At 52.2% G+C, this 23,378-nt stretch carries 14 protein-coding genes; 2 read left to right on the top strand and 12 right to left on the bottom strand.

The genetic code is table 11. The features are described from left to right. Window positions 1–387 precede the first annotated feature (387 nt). The 8 genes from GGC63_RS22115 to GGC63_RS22080 form a co-directional block, all read right to left on the bottom strand. Window positions 388–6,177 (bottom strand): WIAG-tail domain, encoded by a 5,790-nt coding sequence (locus GGC63_RS22115; RefSeq protein ID WP_192704149.1) that lies wholly within the window; start codon window positions 6,175–6,177, stop codon window positions 388–390. A 170-nt stretch (window positions 6,178–6,347) separates the two neighbouring features. After that, entirely contained in the window at window positions 6,348–7,733 is a 1,386-nt protein-coding gene (locus tag GGC63_RS22110) for a UDP-N-acetylmuramoyl-tripeptide--D-alanyl-D-alanine ligase (protein ID WP_412973883.1), read from the bottom strand. Further along, window positions 7,730–9,253 (bottom strand): UDP-N-acetylmuramoyl-L-alanyl-D-glutamate--2,6-diaminopimelate ligase, encoded by a 1,524-nt coding sequence (locus GGC63_RS22105; RefSeq protein ID WP_192704148.1) that lies wholly within the window; start codon window positions 9,251–9,253, stop codon window positions 7,730–7,732. The genes GGC63_RS22110 and GGC63_RS22105 overlap by 4 nt, the downstream gene beginning before the upstream one ends. A 148-nt stretch (window positions 9,254–9,401) precedes the next feature. Next, complete coding sequence (locus GGC63_RS22100; RefSeq protein WP_192704147.1) at window positions 9,402–10,304, bottom strand: aminoglycoside phosphotransferase family protein; 903 nt, start codon at window positions 10,302–10,304, stop codon at window positions 9,402–9,404. A gap of 15 nt (window positions 10,305–10,319) precedes the next feature. Then, window positions 10,320–11,321: a phosphotransferase gene (locus GGC63_RS22095; RefSeq protein ID WP_192704146.1), complete on the bottom strand. Its 1,002-nt coding sequence runs from the start codon at window positions 11,319–11,321 to the stop codon at window positions 10,320–10,322. 289 nt (window positions 11,322–11,610) lie between these two features. Then, window positions 11,611–12,153, bottom strand: a complete 543-nt coding sequence (locus GGC63_RS22090) for a chromate transporter (protein ID WP_192704145.1) — start codon at window positions 12,151–12,153, stop codon at window positions 11,611–11,613. A gap of 30 nt (window positions 12,154–12,183) precedes the next feature. Then, a complete protein-coding gene (locus tag GGC63_RS22085) occupies window positions 12,184–12,837 on the bottom strand; it encodes a chromate transporter (RefSeq protein WP_079909920.1) in 654 nt (217 codons plus the stop codon). A 175-nt stretch (window positions 12,838–13,012) separates the two neighbouring features. Further along, window positions 13,013–14,185, bottom strand: coding sequence for a glycosyltransferase family 4 protein (locus tag GGC63_RS22080; RefSeq protein WP_079909919.1), 1,173 nt, complete (start codon window positions 14,183–14,185; stop codon window positions 13,013–13,015). A gap of 237 nt (window positions 14,186–14,422) precedes the next feature. On the opposite strand from GGC63_RS22080, the gene GGC63_RS22075 reads away from it, so the two are divergent. Further along, complete coding sequence (locus GGC63_RS22075; RefSeq protein WP_192704144.1) at window positions 14,423–15,538, top strand: YheC/YheD family protein; 1,116 nt, start codon at window positions 14,423–14,425, stop codon at window positions 15,536–15,538. 331 nt (window positions 15,539–15,869) lie between these two features. Here GGC63_RS22075 and GGC63_RS22070 read toward each other — a convergent pair whose 3' ends face one another. The 4 genes from GGC63_RS22070 to GGC63_RS22055 form a co-directional block, all read right to left on the bottom strand. Next, the gene (locus GGC63_RS22070) at window positions 15,870–16,448 is read right to left on the bottom strand and encodes a DNA-3-methyladenine glycosylase I (protein WP_192704143.1); all 579 of its coding nucleotides are present in this window, start codon (window positions 16,446–16,448) and stop codon (window positions 15,870–15,872) included. Between the two features lie 103 nt (window positions 16,449–16,551). Further along, window positions 16,552–19,446, bottom strand: coding sequence for an Ig-like domain-containing protein (locus GGC63_RS22065; protein WP_192704142.1), 2,895 nt, complete (start codon window positions 19,444–19,446; stop codon window positions 16,552–16,554). Between the two features lie 15 nt (window positions 19,447–19,461). Next, a complete protein-coding gene (locus GGC63_RS22060; RefSeq protein ID WP_318781110.1) occupies window positions 19,462–20,706 on the bottom strand; it encodes a hypothetical protein in 1,245 nt (414 codons plus the stop codon). 238 nt (window positions 20,707–20,944) lie between these two features. Then, on the bottom strand, window positions 20,945–21,730 hold the full coding sequence (locus GGC63_RS22055; RefSeq protein ID WP_192704140.1) for an AraC family transcriptional regulator: 786 nt from the start codon (window positions 21,728–21,730) through the stop codon (window positions 20,945–20,947). A 167-nt stretch (window positions 21,731–21,897) separates the two neighbouring features. On the opposite strand from GGC63_RS22055, the gene pyk reads away from it, so the two are divergent. Continuing rightward, complete coding sequence (pyk, locus tag GGC63_RS22050; protein WP_192704139.1) at window positions 21,898–23,316, top strand: pyruvate kinase; 1,419 nt, start codon at window positions 21,898–21,900, stop codon at window positions 23,314–23,316. Window positions 23,317–23,378: the final 62 nt, after the last annotated feature.

The raw sequence follows: 23,378 nt of genomic DNA, 5'->3' as shown, positions 1-23,378 counted from the left end.
CTTATTTCGTAGGCGAAATATTTATACACAAAAATATACCACACCGAAAGAGGTCGAACAAGGTAGGTTTGGGCAATATTCCCTGCGAAAAACCCGAACCTGTCGGCTATTTTTCGATGAGATAGCTGGCTTTTGTGCAAGATTCATGTTGTTTTCGCGACCGGCCCTTCTACACGCTATGTAAGCCCCCTTCCCCGACACATTTTTGTTTCCAGTCCGAAACTATTTCGTACAAGAAATATTTCTATACGAAATAATAACATGGTCGAACTATTTTGAAAAGAATTATTTCTGTGAACATTATATTTCTTCTAGCTTGAAAATATAAAGAAGCCGTTTCAATAAACGGCTCCCATCCCTATCATTATATCGTTACCCGCCAATTCATCAAGCTTTAGTTCCGATTGCAATCCAATTGATAACCCCTAGCAGCTCAGGCGAATACTTGCTTCGAACGACCTGCAGCAACGCTCTATCCTTCCATTTCTCGTGAATGATGGCGTAGCAGGACGGATTCGAGGTCGTAGCAACCAATACATAGCTCTCGTCAGCGAACGCTTCATCAAATTCAATGATTAGATCCACCATTTCCTCCTCCACGCGCATGGCAAAAGAGGCGAGGCCGAAATGCTGCAGCGCAGCGGAACGACTTCCCGATTGCACGGGCTGGAAGGAAAGCTGCTGCGTGGTGACCGCTCCGTCCGCTATATGCCTTGTCTCGATGGAACCGTCCTGCAGCTGTTCGCTTCCAATGGATTCTATGGCCCTTGGCTCGAAAAAAACCGGCGGCTCATCTTCCTGGAATTCGGACTCTAGGGCTTCCGCTGCTTCAGGAGCATCGTCTGATTCTAGAGCTTCTTTAACCGTAGCGACTTCCACATCCTCCAGAGCTTCTGCCGTTTCCAAGTCTGCCTGAGTCTCCGTTACCGCTGATACCGCGGCGGCTAACCGCTCGATTAATCCGGGCTCCAGGTGAAGCTCGGAAATACTGCCCGGCATGATGTGGTAACCGGAGATGGACTCCTGCTTAATATGCAGTCCATCGACAGAATCATTGCTTAAGTGCTCGGTCCCTACTGCGCCTTGGGCAATTTTTTCCCTCGTGACGGAACTGTTCCGGAGATTGGAGCTGGTGACGCTGTCGGATGCCAGATGGCGGTTTTCTACGCTGGTAGGAGCAAGCTTCGATGACGTCACGGATTGATCCTGAAGCTTCGACGATGCTATCGATTGATCCTGCAGCTTCGCCGTTCCTATAGCTTCTACAGCCAGATGCCTGCTCTCTACGGAGCCGACAGCCAGCTTCGTGCTTGTAACTGACGTATCCCGCAGATTGTGTGTGCTGACGGCATCTGCCGCAAGCTGCTCATTGCCGACAGAACCTGCCGCCATGTGCTCGAGGGTAACCGATGCCGCGGCAAGCTTCGCGCTAGTGATTATGCTGTCCTGCAGCTGTTCGGTTCCGACGGCATCGGCGGCGATATGCCCGGCGCTGACGGCACCTTCCGTGATATGCTCCGCAAAGACAGCTCCAGGAGCCAGCTTATCGGCCGTTACAGCGCCTTCCTGTAACTGGTCGCTCCCTACGGCCCCAATTGCGAGATGCTCCGTTCCCACGGCTCCGAGCGCAAGCTTGGAGCCATCAACCGCAGACTCCTGCAGCTGCTCGGTACCTACCGCTCCCACTCCGAGCTCCAGGCTTCCTACAGCTCCGGCAGCGATATGAACAGAAGCGACTGCGCCTGCCGCCAGCTTGGGGCCGGTCACAGCGCCTTCCTGCAAATGTTCCGTTCCCACGGCGTTCTCGCTGAGTTCGGCACTCCCTACGGCTCCTGCCGTAATATGGGCAGCTTCGACGGAACCAATCCCCAGCTTTGCTCCGGTAACAGCCCCTTCCTGCAGCTGCTTCGATCCAACGGCTCCTTCACTTATCATGGCGCTGCCGACGGCTCCTGCGCTAATGTGTATCGATTCTACTGCGAGCGGCGCCAGTTTCTCTCCCGTTACAGCTTTCTCCTGCAGCTGCTCGGTTCCGACGGCTCCTTCGCTCAGCTCCTCGTTGCCGACAGCACCAGCACGGATGTGAATCGATTCTACCGCGTTCGGCGCCAGCTTCGCTCCGGTTACGGATTCGGCCTGCAGCTGTTCGGTTCCCACGGCACCCTCACTAAGCTCTTCGTTGCCGACAGCTCCCGCACGGATGTGTACCGATTCTATCGCGTTCAGCGCCAGCTTCTCCCCGGTTACGGATTCGGCCTGCAAATGCTCCGTTCCGACGGCTTCTTCACTCAAATGCTTGCTGTCTACGGCCCCTGCGCTGATGTGCACAGACTCGATTGCATTCACCGCAAGCTTTGCTCCTGTCACGATGCCGTTCTGCAAATGCTCCATCCCGACAGCTTCTTCACCCAATTGCTCGCTGCCTACGGCCCCTCCGCTGATATGCACCGACTCTACCGCGTTAACCGCAAGCTTTGCTGCTGTCACGATGCCATCCTGCAAATGCTCCGTTCCGACAGCTTCTTCATCCAATTGTTCGCTGCCTACGGCCCCTGTGCTGATATGCACCGACTCCACCGCGTTCAACGCAAGCTTTGCTGCTGTCACGATGCCATCCTGCAAATGCTCGGTTCCAACTGCTTCTTCACTCAATTGTTCGCTGCCTACGGCCCCTGTGCTGATATGCACCGACTCCACTGCGTTCACCGCAAGCTTTGCTCCAGTCACGGCACCATCCTGCAAATGCTCCGTTCCGACGGCTTCTTCACTCAATTGTTCGCTGCCTACGGCCCCTGAACTAATATGCACCGATTCCACCGCATTGGATGCGAGCTTCGCTCCGGTTACAGCTCCTTCCTGAAGCTCTCCCGTTCCGACGGCTCCTTCGCCCAGCTCTTCATTGCCGACGGCTCCAGGTGTAATATGAACGGATCCTACTGCTTTTGGTGCAAGCTTCACTCCGGTTACAACAGCATCCTGTATATGCTCCGTTCCTACTGAGCTTTCTGCCAGCTCCTCGCTGCCTACAGCTCCTGCAGTAATGTGGACGGCTTCTACGGCTCCTGCCGCAAGCTTCGAGCCCGTGACGGAACCCCCTTGCAGATGCACTGTGCCGACCGCTTCCGCTCCAAGCTCTTCCGTTCCTACAGCCTCCGGTGCGAGGTGGACTGATCCGATCGAACCCGGGGCCAGCTTCGCTGTGGTCACGGAGGCATCCATCAACTGTATGCTGCCGACCGCTCCTTCACTGATGTGTTTGGCTCCAATAGCTCCGTCAGATAGATGCTCCCCGCTTATGATCCCTAATCCCAGCTTGGATGCCGCTACCGATCGCTCCTTCAGGTGGTCCGTCCCCACTGAACCATGAGACAAATGTCTGCCGCTGACCGCTTCCCAAGCCAGCTTGGAGCCCATAACCGCCCCGTCCTGCAAATGCTCCGTTCCTACTGAGCTATCGGCAAGCGCATCGCTGCCCACGGCGCCTTCCGCCAGGTGATCGGATTTAACGGCGCCCAGAGCCAGCTTGGAGCCAGTTATTGACTGTTCATGGAGATGTCTCGTGCCTACGACGCCTTCGACAAGATGGGTGGACTTCACAGACCCCGCAGCAAGCTTTGCCCCGGTAACGGAGTGATCCTGCAGCTGCTCCGTTCCTACCGTTCCTACCGACAAATGTACCGCTTCGACTGAGCCTATCGCCAGCTTGGAGCTCGTTACAGACTGCTCGCGCAAATGCTCGGTCCCAACGATCCCATCGGACAAATGCTCGGATTCCACGGCCCCGGCAACCAGCTTGGAGCTCGTTACCGATTGCTCCTGCAAATGCTCCCTTCCAACGATCCCCTCGGATAAATGCAACGACTCAACTGCACCCCGTGCCAGCTTGGAGCTTGTCACCGACCGCTCCTGCAGCTGAGCGCTGCCGACGGCCGCTTCTGTTATGTGGAGGGTATGAACGGCGCCGCTGCCTAGCTTGGAAGAAGTCACAGCCTGCTCCTGAAGATGCTCGGTTCCAACTGCCCCTCTGCTCAGCTGCTCATTGCCGACTACCTCATTGCCGAGATGCCTCGTTTCAATCGCCCCGGGTTCCAGCTTGGCGCTTGTCACCGATTGATCCTGGAGGTGGGTCGTTCCAATGATCCCAGGGACAAGATGGGATGATTTTACAGCACCGGAAGCCAAATGCTCGCTTAACACGGCGTTATCGGCAATCTTTTCCGACGTGACGGCGCGGTCTGACAGCTTCTCCCTCGTAATGGCTTCCGTTGCGATATGGGATGTCTTGATGGCGGCTTTGGCCACATTCGCAGATTGAACAGAGCCGACCCCCAGATGCTCGCCAAGCACAGCTTCGCGTCCGATTTTCTCGCTGGTTACACTGGAATGAGCTAATTTGGCCGTCGTCACGGACAAATTCGTTAACTTATCCGTAGATACCGATTCGCTCGCCAGCTTGGAGGTCGTTACGCTCTGGTTAGCCATTTGCCCTGTCGTAACGGCCCCCTCCTGGATATGCTGGTGCTGAATCGAACCGAACGCCAGCTTCTCGGAGGTAACTGCCCTGTCTTGAAGCTTCGCCGTAATCACCGATTGATCCTGAAGATGCTCTTTACTAATGGCTTGCGCTGCAATATGGCTGGACTGCACCGCCTTCTCAGCCAAATGAGTGCTCCCTACGGCGCCGCCAGACAAATGCTCTGCGGCTACCGCCCTTTTGGCCAGCTTCGGCGAAGTTACCGCCCCGTCTTGAAGCTTCGAAGCATGGATAGAACCGTCGCAAAGCTGTTGAGCTCCTACGCTCTGTTCAGTCAGCTTATCGGCGGTGACTGAGCTATCCGCCAAGTGACGAGTCTCCACCGCTTTGGACTGCAGATGTCTGCTTTCAACTGATTGCTCTTGAAGGTGTGCTCCGGTAACCGATTGTCTGCCGAGTTTCTCGGAAGTAACCGCCCCGTCCTGCAGATGCTCATTCAACACAGACTCGGCTGCCAAATGCTCCGCAGTTACCTGATTTGCCGCTATGTTGCCGCTGCGGATAATTTCACCGGATAAGTGCTCGTGCAAAATGACGGCAGATTGCAGATGCTCCTTCGTGATGCTCCACGGAGCGATCTTATCTTCGGTAATAGAATGGCTTCCCAGCTTCTGTGAAGTGATCTCCCCGTCCGCAATCTTGCTGGCCGTAACCGATTGATCGCGAAGCTTCTCCGTCGTTACGGACAGATCCGCCAGCTTAGCCGTATTGACGACATAGTTGGCCAAATTGTTCGTCTGGATGGCTCCACTTTTGATCTTCTCCGAGGTAATCGATTGATTGAGAATCAATTCGCCGGTAATCGCTTCCTCTGCCAAATGCTTCGTATGAATGGACCTCTCGGCAATTTTTATCGCGTCTATGGTCTTATCGGCCAGCTTATCGGAAGTAATGCTGTTATCCTGGATCTTCTCGCCGCTAATAGCCCTCTCTTGAATCTTATCTCCCGAAATCGCATAAGGAGCAATATGTTCTTCTGTAACAGAGCGAATTCCGAGCTTTTGCTGTGTGACGCTGCGGTCACCAAGCTTAGACGTACTGACCGCGTAATCCGCCAGCTGCTCCTGGCCGATGGTGCCGCGCTTGATTTTGCTCCCGTCTACCGCATTGCGGGCAATTTTCTCCTGTGTTACCGCCTCATCGGCAATATCATCCGTATATACAACCGGATTGTTGGGAGACGCTTGCTTGCGCTGCTGCAGCATCGGCTGCACATGAAGAGGCTTAAATACGGATGATGACTTCACCGAAGGCTCTTGATGACTTGGCTCGTTTTTGGATTCGTTTTTGGATTCGTTTTTGGGCTCGCTTTTGGGCTCGCTTTTGGGCTCGCTTTTAGATTCACCCCTGGATTCGATTTTGGCATCGTTTTTGACGTTGACCCTGGAATCGCTTCTGGAAGCACCCGCGGAAGATCTGTCCCCTTGAAGAGTATCGCTATCCAAGAACTTCAGTTCATCTTCTTCTTCATCTTGCAGCGCCACCTGACTTATACTTACATCCCCTGGTTCCCGATGACTCCGTTTGACGACTTTATCCTTCGTCTGTTCCTCATCAAGCCATTTCAGTTCGTTAAAACTGCCGCTCCGCCTGCCGCCTAGCGGGGTGATTTTGGCGGCGTTACGGCCGCTGCGCTTCTTCATTTTGCACTTCCTCCCCGTGATGGTTCACCTGTGAATTGCATTAACAATAGACTTTGGCAACCATAAAGTAGTCTTTTGTAACATATGCATTCACCCAGGAGGAAGTCATTAACCCATACAAAAATAGGCGCAAACCCAGTCACTTCCAGGCTTCCTGTAGGCCGTCGGGCTTAGCCCCCGTCAACCATTGCAATCAATTCCTCCATCTGCATACCGCGGGAGCCCTTCAGAAAGACTACATCACCCGGTACAGCAATGAGTCCTATGGCCCTGGCCAATTCCGATTTTCGTTCAAACGCTTCGACACTGCCGGGAGGGAATGTCCCGGAGGCGGCATGTGCTATTTCCGCGGAAAGCTTGCCGAGCGTCAAAACGCAGTCTACTTTGTGCGGATCCAGCAGCTCACCGATTTCCCGGTGAAAATCAATCTCTTGCTCCCCTAAATCCAGCATATCGCCAAGCACCAAAATCTTGCGTCTATACCCTTCCAGCTCATGAAGGTAAGACAAAGCAGCCTTTACCGAGGTCGGACTTGCATTGAATGAATCGTTAATCCAGGTAAAACCCGTTCCCCCTCGGATCACTTCCATTCTCATTCCAGATAAAACCGCATCCCGCAAGCCTCTTTCCGTCCTTTCGGCCGGAACGCCGAAATAATCGGCAACAGCCAATGCAGCTAGCGCATTGGTCACATAGTGCCTTCCGGGTAATCCGATGGTGTATTGTATTTCGGGCCGGGGATGGCAGGTAAAATGCGTCCCCCGGAAGCTCAGGGCTACGGATAGCGGGTAATAATCATTATGCGAACCGGTACCGAATCGAACCGTCCGGACCTCCTTGCCCGATAATTGCCGCTCTGCCGCTGCCCCAAGCATAGGATCATCCCCGTTATAAACAAGAACGCCCGGCCCCTCCATTCCGTTGCAGATTTCCAGCTTGGCCTGAACGATAGCTTCCCTGGAGCCGAGCTCCGCCAAATGTGACTCGCCGATCAGCGTTATGATCGAAGCTTCCGGTCGGCCTAACCGCGATAATTGATCAATCTCTCCGAGGCCGCTCATCCCCATTTCCAGAACGGCAATCTCCGTATCTTCCTTCAGCTGCAGGAGGGTAAGCGGAACGCCGAAATGATTATTTTTATTGCCGTCAGAATACTCGACCTTGAAAGCCGTTGCCAGCAGCGAAGCAACCCAATCCTTCGTCGTTGTTTTGCCGTTGCTGCCTGTAATGCCCACCGTCCTTACTTTAAGCTGACGGCGGTACTCACCCGCCAGCCGGTGCAAGGCAGTTAACGAGTTATCGACAAAGATGACAGGGAAGCGATCTGGTGGAGACGGGTGATCCGCTTGCCATAGACATGCCGCGGCCCCCCTGCTTATCGCTTCATGAATGTAGTGATGGCCGTCCTTCTCTCTGACGATAGGAATGAACAAGCTGCCCGGCTTCAAAGTTCGCGAATCAATAGACACTCCGGTAATCGCAGTATTCCGGTAATGCTCCGATAACCCCGAACCTTGAACCATCCGTTCTATTTCATCACAGTACCGCTGAATCAATGGCCCTCCCCCTTTTCCATGCCTCTGCTCCTTCTTTCGCTTAAGGCTTCCAGCACGGCTTTACGGTCATCAAAGGGCTGTGTCTCGCCCCCAATAACCTGATATTGTTCGTGTCCTTTGCCCGCAAGGACAACAACATCGCCGTGAGCTGCCCATTGAATGGCCTGGCTAATGCCGTCTTTTCTATCCGCGATCATTTCGTATCGCTCTTCGGCATACCCCGCTTGCTGCAATCCCTTGCGAATGTCCAGCATAATCGTATCCGGATTCTCGTATCTCGGATTATCCGAGGTCAAGATGATCTTATCCGAGTACCGGGCGGCAATAGCTCCCATAACAGGGCGCTTGGCCCGGTCCCTGTCTCCCCCGCACCCGAAGACAGTAATGAGCCTACCGCGGGCAAACTCTTTAATCGCTTTCAACGCTTCCTCCAGCCCATCCGGCGTATGCGCGTAGTCCACGAATACGGAGAATGGCTGGCCGGCATCAACGGACTCCAACCTTCCTTTGACAGGCTTCATGGTTTTTATCCCTTCGGCCAGCGAGGATAGAGGTATTCCTTCTATTAATAGAGCGGAGAATGCAGCCAGCATATTGTATACATTAAACAGACCGACCAACGGCAGCCGAACCTGGGCATGGCTCCCTCGGAAGGAAACGGTGCATTCGGTCCCGCCGGCAGTTAATCGGATATCGCTCGCCTTCACATCCGCTTCCTCTCTGATACCGTAAGTGATAATCTGCGCAGCCGTCTGCCTGCGAAAATAATCGGATGCTTCATCATCCGCGTTCAGAACCGCAAACGAAGAGTCAGGCCCTGCCGCATTACCCAGTCTCGCAAAGAAGCGTCCCTTAGCTTCCCTATAGGCTTCCATCGTGAGATGGTAATCCAGATGATCCTGCGTCAGATTCGTAAATATGGCCGTACGGAACCGGGTCCCTATGACTCTTCCCATATCCAGTCCCTGGGAGCTCACCTCCATAACACAGAAATCCGCCTGTGCGTCGGCCATTCTTCGAAGGTTGCGCTGCAAATCAGGCGGCTCCTGCGTATTCGTCCCGAATGTCGCCACTTCATCACCGATTCGGGTAACTATACTGCCCATCATGCCGGTATTCAAGCCCTGATCACGAAGGAGATGGTCGATAATATAGCTCGTGGTTGTCTTTCCGTTGGTTCCGGTAATACCGATCACTTTCAATTCATTGCTCGGATAACCGTAAAAGGATGCCGATAGCACAGCCAAGGCATATCTCGCATTCTTAACATACACGCGCGGTATAGTGTCGTCGGCCTCGACTTCCCGCTCCACTACAAATGCAGCCGCTCCTTGGGCAGCTGCGGCGGAGGCATAATGATGACGATCCTCCAAGAAGCCGTCGATGCCGGGAACACAGACAAAAAGATCCCCGGGACGAATCTTTCTGGAGTCCATCTGAATACCGGAAATTTTCACCGTATGATCTCCTTCGATATGCAGCACATCGAATAAATGGGCCGCTAACTCCTGCAGCTGCATGTCCTAATCCCTCCTACTGGTCGAATAACTCATTGTATTACCATCTTAATCCATTTATTTGCGAACATGCCGAAAATGACGTACCTGTCAGTCATTCATCAGAATGACCGGTTCGCATACTAAAGAGCACCCGATGAGCCATCGGGTGCTAGAGCAATACATCCAAATCCCGGATATACCTTTCGAAGTGCCTTCCAGAGGGAAGAGGCGGGTCCAACCGGTTTAGCGGCTGATTTAGACGAAGCGACCTCACAACCGGATAAGGGGTCAGGAGCAGCAGCCGAAGAAGGAGCCTCTCCTCCTTCGATATCGTTCGCTTGCTGTCGTAATACTCAATCCAGCGAAGCATGCTCCTCGCCTGCCAAGGAAAATTCCGGTGTAGCACATGGGATAAGTCCTGCATACGTAGATGCAGCGATGTGTTTTCAAAATCTATCATTTGAAGCCGGCCTGAGCTATTTATTATCAGATTGGGATAATTGTAGTCTCCATGGACAAAAGTGCGCTGCGCTTGCTCCTGTTCTATTGCTCTTACAATTCCCGGCTGCCTTAAATCGGACATGACAATATCGCACAGTGCAATATAGGGTTCCATTCCCTTGTACGACTGAAGCAGTTGAATATATTCGGCTAACTGCTCCGTCTGCTTGCCGTATCGAATTCTTGATTCTGGCGCTATCCCCTCGGAAAACGCTGCAGCATGCCTGTGGAACTTTGCCAAAGTGCGAACCGTCTTTTTAAAATCTGATCTCGAGGTCATATCAGGATGCTTACCAATAACCCAATTCGTCAATGTGTAGTGGCCCGATTCCCAAGTATGCCAACAAGCCTGATCTAGCGCCGGGAGCACTCTGGGACTTTTGTCAAAGCCGGCTGACTCCAAATATTGGAGGACATGAGTGATAAAACGTATTTCATCCTCTGGAACCTTATAGCCTTTTAAGCACAGATAGCCATGGGATACTGTTTTTAACTGGTATACGTCGCGGACTTTTTTTACTCCGGTAATTTGAATGCCATACCTTGCCTCAAGCTCCGGCCACAGTGACATCACAGCTCCGTCCCTTCACCCGTTTTTTACCGCCACCCACTCATCTATCCATCGAATCGCGTTCAACCGTTCCTTCCAGGTTTCCTTCAGAATAGTAAACGTTGGAGAATAGCGTCCGCCCGCAATACTTGGGGTAACGTACAACGCTTCACGCGGTATCCGATATAATGCACTAATCAGTATCCGTTCCAGCGGCTGGAGCGGCTTGATAAATTCATAACCACGCAGAACGGCATCCATCATTGGGATTTGATAATTCGTCGTGTTGAGCAGCAGCTTGACTAATTCCTCGTAAGTAGATCCCCAACCCGACCGGTCCCAATCAACCAAATACAACCCATGAGGACATATGACCACGTTGGGTGTCGTCACATCGCCATGGATGATGGAGGGAGCCTGCCGCTCCTCGCGCCACAACGGCTTCATATCATGATCACGAATCCGGGCCCACGCTTCTTCGGTCAATTCCTGGCAATGCCCGCCATGCCTCCGAAACCATCTCCCGATGGAATCGCGCCTCAGCTTGACACGTTCGAGCTGTTGATTAAATAAATCATAATGAAGCTTTAGCAGCTTGATCCGGGCACGCGTACTGTTGATTCCGATATCTCCGTCAGGGAGCCCTTTCGTAATCGCATGCAGATGGGCTACGGATTTTCCCAGCTCCTCGTAATCCTGTTCGATGACGAGCTCTCTGCCTTCCACCCACTCCGTCACATAATACCGCTTGCCCTTGTATACCTTCCAGATGGCCCCTCTTTTGGTCAATCGCCATTTAGGCATCTGCGGATAGTTCAGAGCTATCAAATGCCCGATGCTTTTCGTAAGCTGTCTCAAATGTCTTTCGGGGGCTATCAAGGGATTGACATATGGCTTGATCAAATAGTCTCCCTGTTCTGTTACCGCCCGGAAGGCGACGTTTTTTCTATAAACCGAATCATATGATTCCAATCTTTGTATCTGCAGGTCATAGCTGCGTGCCAGCCTTCGGAATGTCTTGCCAATTCGTATGTCCATGCTCCCATGTTCACTCCCAATCTATACAGGCGATGATACGTTATTGTATTCCTACTGAGCCGGTCAGCAACGGGCAGCCGACTAGTAGGGCTAGTAATTCATCATGGAAAAGCCGCATACCGTTTCCTGACTACCATTCTCGAGTTCTTAGTTCAGATGATTCGGGCTGAAGCCCCCAATAACCGCAAGGAAATACGGTTGGATGTCTTTTCTTAAGGATCACTCTATTCCGCCATAGAAAAAAAGAGTTTGCAAGGCCGCAGCCCTGCAAACTCTATGAAAAGCAATACTACTGGTAAAAAAAAGCCGTCCCCATCAAAGCAGATACAGACAATACGACAAGCGGATGAAGCTTATATTTGACAATGCCTATCACCGCCAAGGCAAAAATAAGGAGTTGGGCAAGCGTATGTCCGTTCATTCCGAGCATCGTTTGGCCATTAACTCCAACACGATAAGCAGCAAAGACCACCATCGCCGCTACCATCGGTTTGAGGCCGTAAAATATCATCTGCATGAAGCTGCTGCTCCCCTTCTTATAAAAGAACAGCGCCAAAGCTATAATAATGATAAAAGAAGGGAGAATCATACCCAATACTGATGTTGCCGCCCCTGGAAGTCCCGCGGTATTATAACCGATAAGCACCGCGCTGTTCGTAGCTATCGGACCGGGTGACATGCCTGCCAGCGAAACCGCATCGGCGAACCGTTCCGGCGTCATCCACTGATGGCTCACTACTACCTCGTGCTCAATGACCGAGAGAATTGCGTACCCGCCGCCAAAGGAGACGAGACCTATTTTGAAAAAAGTTAAAAATAACGCCAGAAGCATACTAACGCCTCCCCCCTGCCAGCAGCCCGATCAAATCCCGTCTCCCCAAATATATTGACCTGAGGCTGGCGCCGAAGCGGGTATGTCCTGCTGTTGTTTTTTATCTTCTGCTGCGAACGTTCCAAGCTTTTCTTTCCACTTGTACACTATGATACCTGCCAAGGTGCCCAGGAGCAGCAATATCGCCGGATGCAATCCCGAAAACCATAAGGCTGCCAGAGCGGCCAAAATAATAACTAGCGTCGCTTTATCGTGAACGGCGGATTTCCACATCCTCCATCCCGCGACAGCTATAAACGCAACGACCGCAGCATGAATTCCTTCGAACGCGGCAGTCACCTTCCCTGAATCCTGTACCGCAGAATAGCCTATGGTTAACAGGAGCATAATAGCAAATGTAGGCAGCGAGATTCCTATAACCGCTGCGATGGCACCCTGAAGTCCACCCAATCGGTATCCGATCAGCGTAGCCGCATTGACGCCAATTCCTCCCGGTGCAGAGCCTGCAATCGATAAAGCATCGCTAATTTCGTCTTCATCCATCCATTGGCGCTGCTCGACTATTTCTTTTTCTATAGCCGGAATCATAGCGTAGCCGCCGCCGAAGGTAATCGGGCTGATTTTACAGAAAGACCAGAACAATCCCCACAGTAAAGACGCCTTCTTTGTTTCTCTCTTTAACATGATGCAGCATCCCCCTGTCCGAACCTTGATGTGACCATTATAAACTACTTTTTATCTTTTTGGAATAAACCTTTGTATAAAAGTTTTTTATTTTTGTAGAAATGTTCGTTTATACCAAAAAAAGAGGCGAATATGCCCCTTAGTTCAGCGGAATACTATGAATTCCCTTCCGACTTTAATTCATTTTAGTTTTTTTAGAAGCAGATTGATACCAATCCATCCACCTGCGGGCTGTATGCTCCCAAGTAAACCGATCATGGACTCTGGCTATGCTGGCTTCGCCCATCCGTCTAAGCCGTTCCTGGTCCGTCAACAGCGCGCTTATCCATAAAGGGAGCTCCTTCCCAAGCAGCGGGATATCGATCAAATAACCTGTTGATCCATGCTCTATGATTTCCTTCATCCCTCCGGATCTCGTGGCGACCACCGGAACTCCGCACGCCATCGCCTCCACGTTGACAAGCCCGAACGCCTCCGTCTCGTTGGATGGAACCGCTAATATATCCGCCAGCCGGTACCAGCTGGATATCTCATCATGCGGAACAAAAGGAATAAATCGGACATGCTGCCGCAGCCCATCCGCCTGGCGATATAATTCCTGTACGTACGGCGTGACCTTATTCGACCCGTAGTGGGCACTGCCAATGATCAGCAGGACCGCTTCTGGCACCTGCCTGACGATTTGCGGCATAGCCTGAAGAAGGTGATGGACTCCTTTCATCTCAATCAGTCTGCCGACATACATAATAATCTTTTTACCGGTCAATCCCATTCTCTCCAGCATGCGCTCCCGTTCTCTCTCTCCCTCTTCCGACCAGCGGGTAACAAAATGATCCGTATCCACCCCCAGGTGATTCACAAGAACTTTGCGGTGCAGCTTGGGGAATGAGCGAATAAGCTGTTCCTTAAGAAACTCGCTGTTAACGATGATCCGGTTAGCCGCAGCCAGACAAGCCCGAAGCTCGACGTACCCGATATGCGGCTTGGAAACGAAGGTAAGCGAGTGAAGCACGAGCCATAGCCTGGCACGGGGAAATCGTCTGCGCAAATAGCGGATGTACCTGGGCCTGTTCTCAATCTGGATGACATGAGGTCGATAAGCAGCAAGCTTACGGCCTACGTTCCGAATATAGGCACGGGGAGAGGGAGCCCCAACCCTTACATACTTTACACCGTCTATGATTTCCTTTAGCGGTCTGCCTTTTGCTGCTTTACCGAATATCAGCGGTCTTGCCTCCTGCTTCAGCCGACGGGCCACCTGTTCGATCACAAGTTCCACCGAGCTGCTTTCCGCCGAGGGGATTACGAAGGAACCGGGAGATACGATAGCGATGACGGGACGATCCATGCCGCCGCCTCCTCTGCTAATAACTACTTATCCTGCAATGTATTCAACCGCAGAAGTATGCGGAACGCCCGGCATCCGCAACTTTGTATAATAGGGCAGGGAAAAGCGCAAGGGACATGCGCCCCAAGGTTCAATCAATGCCCACCGCACCTGTCCACACTGAACCGAACATTGCGGCATATGCTGTACCATATCTCTATCGGTAGTGCCAGTTTGTGTGAAAAAGGAGTGAGCCTCATGCTGCCATCCTATATAGGCATCCTCATCAATGATAAATTGTACCGCCGTCTATCAAGCGGGGATACAAGATATGAAGCAGTGCATTTTTATGTGGAAGCGGGCATGCAATATGGTTTAATCCCCTGTTTTTTCCGCATTCAGGATGTCCGCATAGGGAATCCCTCCGTCAAAGCCTTCGTTATGGAAAACGACCAGTTTATCCGTAAAGCGGTACCAATGCCCCTGGTGATCCATAACCGGGCTATTTATCCCGGCCAACGCGAGCAGGACGAACTGCACTCCTGGGTGTGCAGCGGGACCCAGTTATTCAATCAATGGAACCGGTACGGCAAGCTGGAAACGCATCAGATTCTTATGAACGATGTTTCTTTGCGGCCCCATTTGCCTGGTACCTTCGAGGCAACAGAGTCCAATCTGCATACCATGATGAAGCTGTATGATAAAATGATCATTAAGCCCGACCGAAGCAGCGTCGGACGCGGTGTCATGCTACTGCAGCGTTCGGGTGACCGCTGGAGGCTTACTTATCCTGCCTACATCAGCACTCGCAATAAAAAGTGGCTGAATCTCGAATTCAAGGGGAGACGAATTCCTTCCCTTCTAAAGCAAAGATTCCGCAAGACCCAATATATCGTGCAGCAGCATTTGCCGCTGGCTACTTATCAGGGCAGGCCTTTCGACATGAGAGTGTCCGTTCAACGCGATGGAACCGGTGATTGGCAGGTAACCGGGCTCGTCGTCAAGGTTGCCGCCCCTAACCGGTTCCTGACCAATGTCGCTCAAGGCGGGTCCGTTCACCGGCTCGAGTCCATACTTGCTGAAGAATATCCTCATCTACAGCAAGAGTGTGTTATCGAATCCATCCGCAGCTTCTCCCTTCGGGTAGCAAGACAGTTAGGCCAAAGCCTTCCTCATATGGCCGACCTCGGGCTGGATATCGGAATGACGACGGACGGCTTCCCTTTGTTTATCGAATGTAACGGCAAGGATCAGCGGTACAGTCTTCGGGAAGCCGGAATGTACGAGGAGTGGAAGGCATCCTTCTATAATCCGATTGCCTACTCCAAATATTTGCTGGATCATTATGCGCCAAAAATAGAAAGCGGCCCTTAATCAGGGCCGTGAGTTTGTCGAGAAACCTATAGAGCTTGAACTATTGCCATCATACTCCGGTGGGGTATGCCCCTCCAGCCAGGCTTCCGAAGCAGGCTTTGCTACGCAAAGCCCCCTAGCTATTGAAACCCGTGAATGGGATTAGATTTAGTGGTATTTTCACGGGCTTCAAAGGCGGACGTAAACTCCTCCGAGGCATACCCCGCCTCCACATATAGCATATTTCGCGCAAAACAGGGTTTCTCACCATCCTGGAGGCCCTTAATCGGGGCCGTTTACCATTCGGGACTATTTTCGTGACGCACAAGATTACATAGCTTCATTAAGCGAGTTACTTCATGACCGGATCTGGACGATAGGCAATGCAATCCACGATATGGTCATTCACCATGCCTGTTGCCTGCATAAATGCATAGCATATCGTCGTTCCGACAAATTTGAAGCCCCGCTTGCGCAAATCCTTACTCATGGCATCTGATTGAGGCGTGCTGGCAGGAACCTCGCGGAGAGAAGACCAGTGATTCCGGATCGGACTGCCGCCTACAAACTGCCAAATATAGGCGTCGAAGCTTCCGAACTGCTCGCGCACCTTCAGGAAAGCTTGTGCGTTCGTGACAGCAGCCTGTACCTTCAGCCGGTTGCGGATAATTCCTTCGTTGGATAATAGCTCGGCCAGCTTAGCTTCATCATACTGAGCCACAAGCTCGGGATCGAAACCGTCAAAGGCAACCCGGTAATGCTCCCGCTTCTTGAGCACGGTATACCAGCTTAACCCCGCCTGCGCTCCTTCCAGAATCAGCATCTCGAACAGCTTGCGATCATCATGAACAGGAACGCCCCATTCATAATCATGGTAATCCTTGTACAACGGGTCCTCATTGACCCAACCGCAACGCGTAATTTCCTCCATGTCACCCTCCAGCTCATATGATAGCTTAATCATATCACAAAAAACCGCACATGTGTTCTGTTAATATCGAAAAAGGCGGCTGCACTCGTCAGCCGCCCTGTCTTTATTCTTTGGGTCCCTGTCCGTTGGAAGCTCCGCGCTTGGTGGCGACAACCTCCCATACAACCGGATCGGAACGGTTGCCGGCCAGGTCAGTGCTTTCAACAATGATTCGGTTTCTTCCTTGCTTAAGCGGCACAACGACGGAGTAGCTCAAATCTGCGTTTACTTGTGCGGCTATACCGTTTGCCGTCACGCTCCCCGGCTCGCTGATTTTCCCTGTCAGCGTGTAATTTCCTGCCTCGAGCTGATCATCCTTCCCGTTACCCGGACCGCCATGAGGATTACTAATGATGACGACAGGCTTCACAGTATCGTACGTAATGATGAGCGTTATAGGTTCCGCTTTATTGCCTAATGCATCGACAGCCGTAACCATAAATTCGTTTGGCCCTTTGACCAGATTGACCTGCTGCGTGAAACCAAGCCGTGCATCGACTGCGGTCTCCTTGCCGTTAATATACACTTTCCCCGGCTCGCTGATCGTTCCGGAGATCGTATACACCGCAGCGGTAACGGACCCGTTGTGCTGATTCAAGCTTATGACCGGCGCTACCGAATCGACAAACAAGGTAAGAAGCACCGGCTCGGCCTGGACGCCCGCCGCGTCTGCTGCCTCTATCCTGACTGTATTGCCGCCATGGTTCAGATTCAGCGTACTGGAGAACTTCAAATCCGCGCTAACCTGCACCGCATTTCCGTTCACCTTGACGGTCGCCATACGGTTAATGCTGCCTGTAATGGTATAAGAGGACTGCGTAAGCGAGCCGCTCTGTTGGTCCACATGCAGGACAAGAGGACCGACTGGCGTGACCGATACCGCCGCGGAATAATCTCCTTCAATCGTATGATTCACTGCTGCTACAGCGTAAGTATACGTTTTGTCATAGGCTAATCCTTGATCTGTGTAGCTTAAGTCGGTTTGTGTCGAAGCCAGCCAGCGGAACCGTCCATCTCCTTCACTTCGGTACAGATTATAGGAAGTCGCTCCCGGCAAGGCCGACCAGCTGATTTGGGCTGAATTGCCGTATACCGCGGTCGTTACCCCAGCCGGTGCTCCCATGGACGGAACCCCGATACGAACATTATCGATATATTCATTTACTTTATCTTTGGCGGAGGACAAGAAATCAATGGCGCTTAGCTTTGCAGCGTCAGGCCATCCTTTATCCTTATGGAATGGAATGGTGCCTGCTGAAGTTCCATTTATGAACACATCCGCCATTTGCATCCGGATATCCGCTACCACCTTCACATGATACCAGGTGTTAGGCTTAAATTCATTGTTGGCCGGCAACGGCACCGCCTTGCCGTTGCTTATATCGTTGTTCCGGTAATAGAAGCAGTAGGCCGTCGGGCATCCGGCTCCGTAGCCGGAGAAAATCTCGACGTACTGCTTGCCGAATGCGGTATCCAGCAGTCTCAGTACTCTCGGGTAGTCTGCGCCGGCCGTTTGCATGACATCCACTTCGGCAATGACGGTTCCCGTCTGCGCCGGAAACGCTTTGGACGCCCTGGTCTGGCTTGTGCTGTCGTCGTACAAGTTCAGCAGCTTTTGGGAGGTATTCCCTCCCGGAGATGCCGGGACTTCATCCACCAGGATATGATTCTGATCGATTCCCGGAATCGGTCGGCTGTCGTAGCCTGCCGGCTGCTCTCCTGCATTCATGCCTTCAAAATCATCATGAATAAGGACCACCTCAGCCGGCGTACCGAGCAGCGCTCCGTTGCGTTCCTCAGAATATTCCAGACTTTCTCCGGAACCATTCACCGCTTTAATGACGTAGAAATAGTTCACCCCCGGCTCGACCTGCTCATCCAGGTATTCAAGTGACGAGACAGTTGCTATCGTCGTGTAAGGACCTCCCGGCGTCAAGCTGCGTTTCACCTGATAACCGGTCGCCCGTTCGGCCGCCGACCAGGATACCAGCAGATCCGACGTGCCGCGGGATACCGTGACCCCTGTCGGACGGTAAGGGACTGGAGCAATCGGTTCCAATTGGACCTGCGAAAAGAGCGATTTGTTATAGTTTTCGATCAGGTTATTTTCTTTGGCCGCGTCGGCCATCAAGCCAATGTACACTTCATTCGCGTCCAGCGGCATCGATCGGATGGTCATCCAATTCGTTCCTTCTTGCGAAATATAGCCTGTGACCGTGCCGCCGAACTTGACAATCTTCACATAATACGGAGGATTGATCGAAGGCAAAGGCGGGGTTTCCGCTACGGAAGCTCCCTCGGTATCTCTGCTGTAAAACTCCGCTACGTGTCCATCCCCTCGAACCGCCAAGCCCATAAGTGCCATACGGGATCCCGGTATCAGCTTTTCACGGATCATGACGCCGGCTTTTGCCAACGGGGTGGTATGGGTAATTTTATCGATACGAGCTACCAATTGCCCGTCGCCGACGAGCTTTTGATAGGCGTACTGGAAGGATTCCGGATTTACCGAGATATTCCCGGAGCTCTTGACCGTGAAGACACCGTCATTCAGATTTGAGTGCCCGGGCAGCCCTGGAGTTCCGATATCTACAGCAGTCCATGGCGCAATATCACCAGACTGATTAATATGGACAGGAACTGCATCGGAATCAGTCGAGGTTCCCGAATTATCTATCGCTTTGGCCACAAGAAAATACGTTCCTTCCGGTACATCCGGCCAAATGAACTGATACGGAGCCGTATCATCCTCTCCCAGCTTCACATTATTGCGATAAAACTCCACTTTGCTAATCGTGCCATCAGGATCCGACGCTTCCGCGTTGATGGTGATCGTTGCGCCCTTGTCTGTAATCGTATTGACCGATGGGTTTGTAATCTGAACAACCGGGTTGAGGGAGCCGCTGCCGGCGATCGAATTCAAATAATTTTCCAAATTCGTGTATCCGTCGCCATTCATTTGGCCGTTGCGGTCCTACGGATCGTTCGGATTAAGCCCGTGAGCCAGCTCCCACTCGTCCGGCATCCCGTCATGATCCGAGTCTTCAGGAGCAGGAGCACTGTTCAAGACAGGCCATCCTCCGACCTCGGCCGGCGAGTTGATTTGTCTGCCTGTACGGTTAATAACGTCATGGATGATCCGGGCGTCGACGGAATCGCGTTTAGGCAGAATAGCCCCGGCTTGCTCGAGCACCAGCTTATACGCTTCCTCCGGCGTATGGGTCGTTACCGGATAAGCCGGAACCGGCGAATACAGTCTTGTATTGGTAGGAGTAAACTCCTGAACCCCCAGCCAGTTATCCGCCGTTACTTCCGGCGATCCGTCGATATAGTTGCCGTCAATGTACCATTGCCCGTTCAAGCCGAGCTCATCGAGCACCAGGTCTCTTTTGGTAAGAAGCGTATCCGGTCCGTATTTATTATAGTTGTTGATCATGTTCACATTCGCGCTGCCGCCGCCGTATGCCGTCTTATAGTTCCAGTTGTAGACGACGTTGTTACGGTAATCGAGACTTCGCTTGTCTTCTTCCGTTCTGCCTTTAAAACGGGGGTTGCGGCTGCTGTTATGCACCAGCAAATTGTGATGATAGGACGTGTTGCCGGCGCCCCACAAGCCGCCGAAGCCGTGGCGTCCTTTTTCATGCTTGGACATATGCAAGGCTTCCCCGATAATGGACCACTGCACCGTCAGGTTATCCGTGGTCTGAGGTGACAGCACCTCATCAATCGCCCATTCGAAGGAACAGTGGTCGATAATAATGTTCTTGCGACCGTCAATCGACATCGAATCGCCTTCCGCCGGAGACTCGTCTCCCATCCGGAAACGCAAATACCTCATAATGATATTGTCTGCCTTCACGTAGACAGAATAATTATTAATGCTGATCCCGTCGCCGGGGGCCGTCTGTCCGGCTATCGTCAGATTCGAGCCCGTGATTGTAAGCGACGACTGGAGCTGAATGTTGCCGGACACGCGGAACACGATGGTCCGGTTGCTCTGACTTACCGCATCGCGCAACGAGCCGGGACCGGAATCATTCAGGTTCGTGACCTCATACACCGTTCCCCCGCGACCGCCTGTAGTATACATCCCCCCGCCTTCCGCACCGGGGAATGCCGGTATGCCTTGGCTTGCCTCCGGCGGATCAGCAGCATAAGCCGGGAAGGATGAAGCCAGTATTGCAGCAAACAGCAAGGACGAGCAAAGCAGCTTTCTCACGTTCAATAAAGTTACCTCCCTACGGAAAATAGTCGTGGCTTCGAACGAATAGCCATTATGATAACGCTTACAATATTGGCCTCCTTTCATCTCGCTCATTGTTCCGCTGCAGCCGCAGTGAGCCGCTTTCCTGAATAATCAGGATAGGCTGCACCTACAGATTAACCACATTTTTCCTATGAACCTATAGGGCTTTTTTTTCATTGAATAGGGGAAATACACTATTGTACAGCCGGAGTTACTGAGGGGGCGTCTCTCTTTCCTTCGTATAAGCGGCAGGAGATGTTCCGGTTTCCCGTTTGAACACCCGGTGAAAATAAGACGGATCACAGTAGCCCAAATAGTCCGAAATATCGCCGATAGTGCGCTGCGAGTGGGTCAGCAGGTAAATCGCGGTTTTCATCCGCAGGCCATGAACGTATTCGCCGATGGTCTGGCCGGTGACTCCGCTGAACAGCGCGGCGGCGTAATTGGGGCTCTTGTCGATGACCTCCCCCAAATCTTCCTTCGTCACCTTCTCCCGGTAATGGTTCTGAATATATGACTTCATCCGCTCGACATGCTGTTCTTTGGCCGACGACGGCTTTCCCTCATCCAACTCCCGGTTCCAGTGGGTCAAAATTTCCAGAGCCAGCGACTGGCACATCGCCTCACGGTAAGGAAGCCGTTCCTTCCACTCCTCGTTCATCATCCGGAATCGCTGGTACAGCAGCTCATATTTCCCGGTCTTCCATTTGCAAAATTCATTGGCCGTTAGCAGCGGCAGCAAGGGGGACGAGCCGTCCTTCAGGAACGATACGACGTACTTCTCGTGGGTTACTGTAGGGATGCTTTTTCCATAAAAAGGAACCCCGCTCGGGATTAGCAGCAAATCCCCCTTTTCCAGCATCACCTTCTCGTGGTTAACCCAATACAGGCATTTGCCGTAGCTTACGAGAACCAGGACATCATATGGAGTTCCCTCCTCATGCTCCTCAAACCAATGGACCCCTGTATCCTGACGAACCGTTTGGATGTAAATCATACGACGACTCCTTTCCCCTCATAGGCTGCATGGCTGTTTATTATGCAAAACTCACTCCAATATTATCATACTATTATACATTTAGCGTACTATGTTTCATAGTATTATTCGACAAATTTCCCTACAATGAGGTTCAACAGCATCAATACAGAGGAGTGGAACAAACGATGACACGCAAAACAAAAATATTATGCACGATGGGACCTGCCTGTGACTCCGTAGAAACGCTGAAGGAATTGATCCGATCCGGGATGAACGGCGCCCGTATTAATATGGCTCATGGAGAGCTGTCCGATCATGCCGGAAGAATCGCAAGAGTTCGCCAGGCGGCTGAAGAGCTGGGGGCGACGGTCTCCATTCTTATCGATATTAAAGGACCCGAAATTCGTACCGGCCTGTTGGAGGAGCCCTCTTACGAGCTGCGTACAGACGATACGATCACATTGACGACCGAACAAGTCAAAGGAACGGCCAAACGCATTTCCGTGTCCTACCCGCAGCTGACGCAGGATGTGACGGTAGGCTCGCGCATCTTGATCGATGACGGCTTGATCGAGCTGAAGGTTGAGTCGATCCAAGGCACGGAGATTGAATGCCGTATTTTGAACGGCGGTGTAGTCAAGTCGCGCAAGGGCGTCAACTTGCCGGGTGTGCGTACCTCGCTGCCAGGCGTAACGGAAAGAGACGTCCAGCACATTCAATTCGCAGTCGAGCAGAATGTCGACTTTATCGCCGCTTCCTTCGTCCGCAAAGCAAGCGACATTATGGAAATCCGGCGTATTCTTGAGGAAAAGAAGGCTACCCACATTCAAATCATTTCAAAAATCGAAAATGAGGAAGGCGTCATCAATCTGGACGAAATTCTGGAAGCATCCGACGGGCTTATGGTCGCTCGGGGTGACCTCGGGGTAGAAATTCCAGTCGAAGACGTGCCGATCATTCAAAAGCAAATGATTCAAAAAAGCAACGCGGTCGGCAAAACGGTTATTACCGCAACACATATGCTCGATTCGATGCAATCGAACCCTCGTCCTACGCGCGCTGAAGCAAGCGACGTAGCCAACGCCGTATATGATGGAACCGACGTCTTGATGCTGTCCGGTGAAACCGCCGCAGGCAAGTACCCGGTCGAATCCGTACGCACCATGGCTGCTATCGCCGCGAATATCGAGGAAGTGCTGCCTTATGAGGAAATGCTGGGCAGCAAGTCGGAGCTCCGCAAAACGAATATTACGGAAGTCATCAGCCGGGCTGCCGTAGGCTCGTCGCTCGACTTGAACGCCAAAGCCATCCTTACCCCGACAGAAAGCGGCTTTAGCGCAAGAATGGTATCCAAGTACCGTCCTAAATCGCCTATTATCGCCGTAACGGCGAATGACTGGGTGCAGCGCAGACTTACGCTGTGCTGGGGAGTAACTCCGGTTCTGGGACCTAAAGTGGAATCGACCGACGCCATGTTCGAATCGGCACTGCAGGCCGGCTTACAGACTGGTCTCATTGAATCCGGCGACCTTGTTGTCGTATCCGCGGGAGTGCCTGTAGGGCAATCTGGCTCCACCAATTTGATTAAAATTCAGCACGTTTAAAAGCAAACAAGCAGCGGAACCTGTGATCAGGCTCTGCTGCTTGTTTGCATTTTAGGATGATA

The organism is Paenibacillus sp. OAS669 (assembly GCF_014873645.1).
Classification (GTDB): Bacteria; Bacillota; Bacilli; order Paenibacillales; family NBRC-103111; genus Paenibacillus_S; species Paenibacillus_S vulneris.
This window is presented reverse-complemented; position numbering and strand designations above follow the sequence as displayed.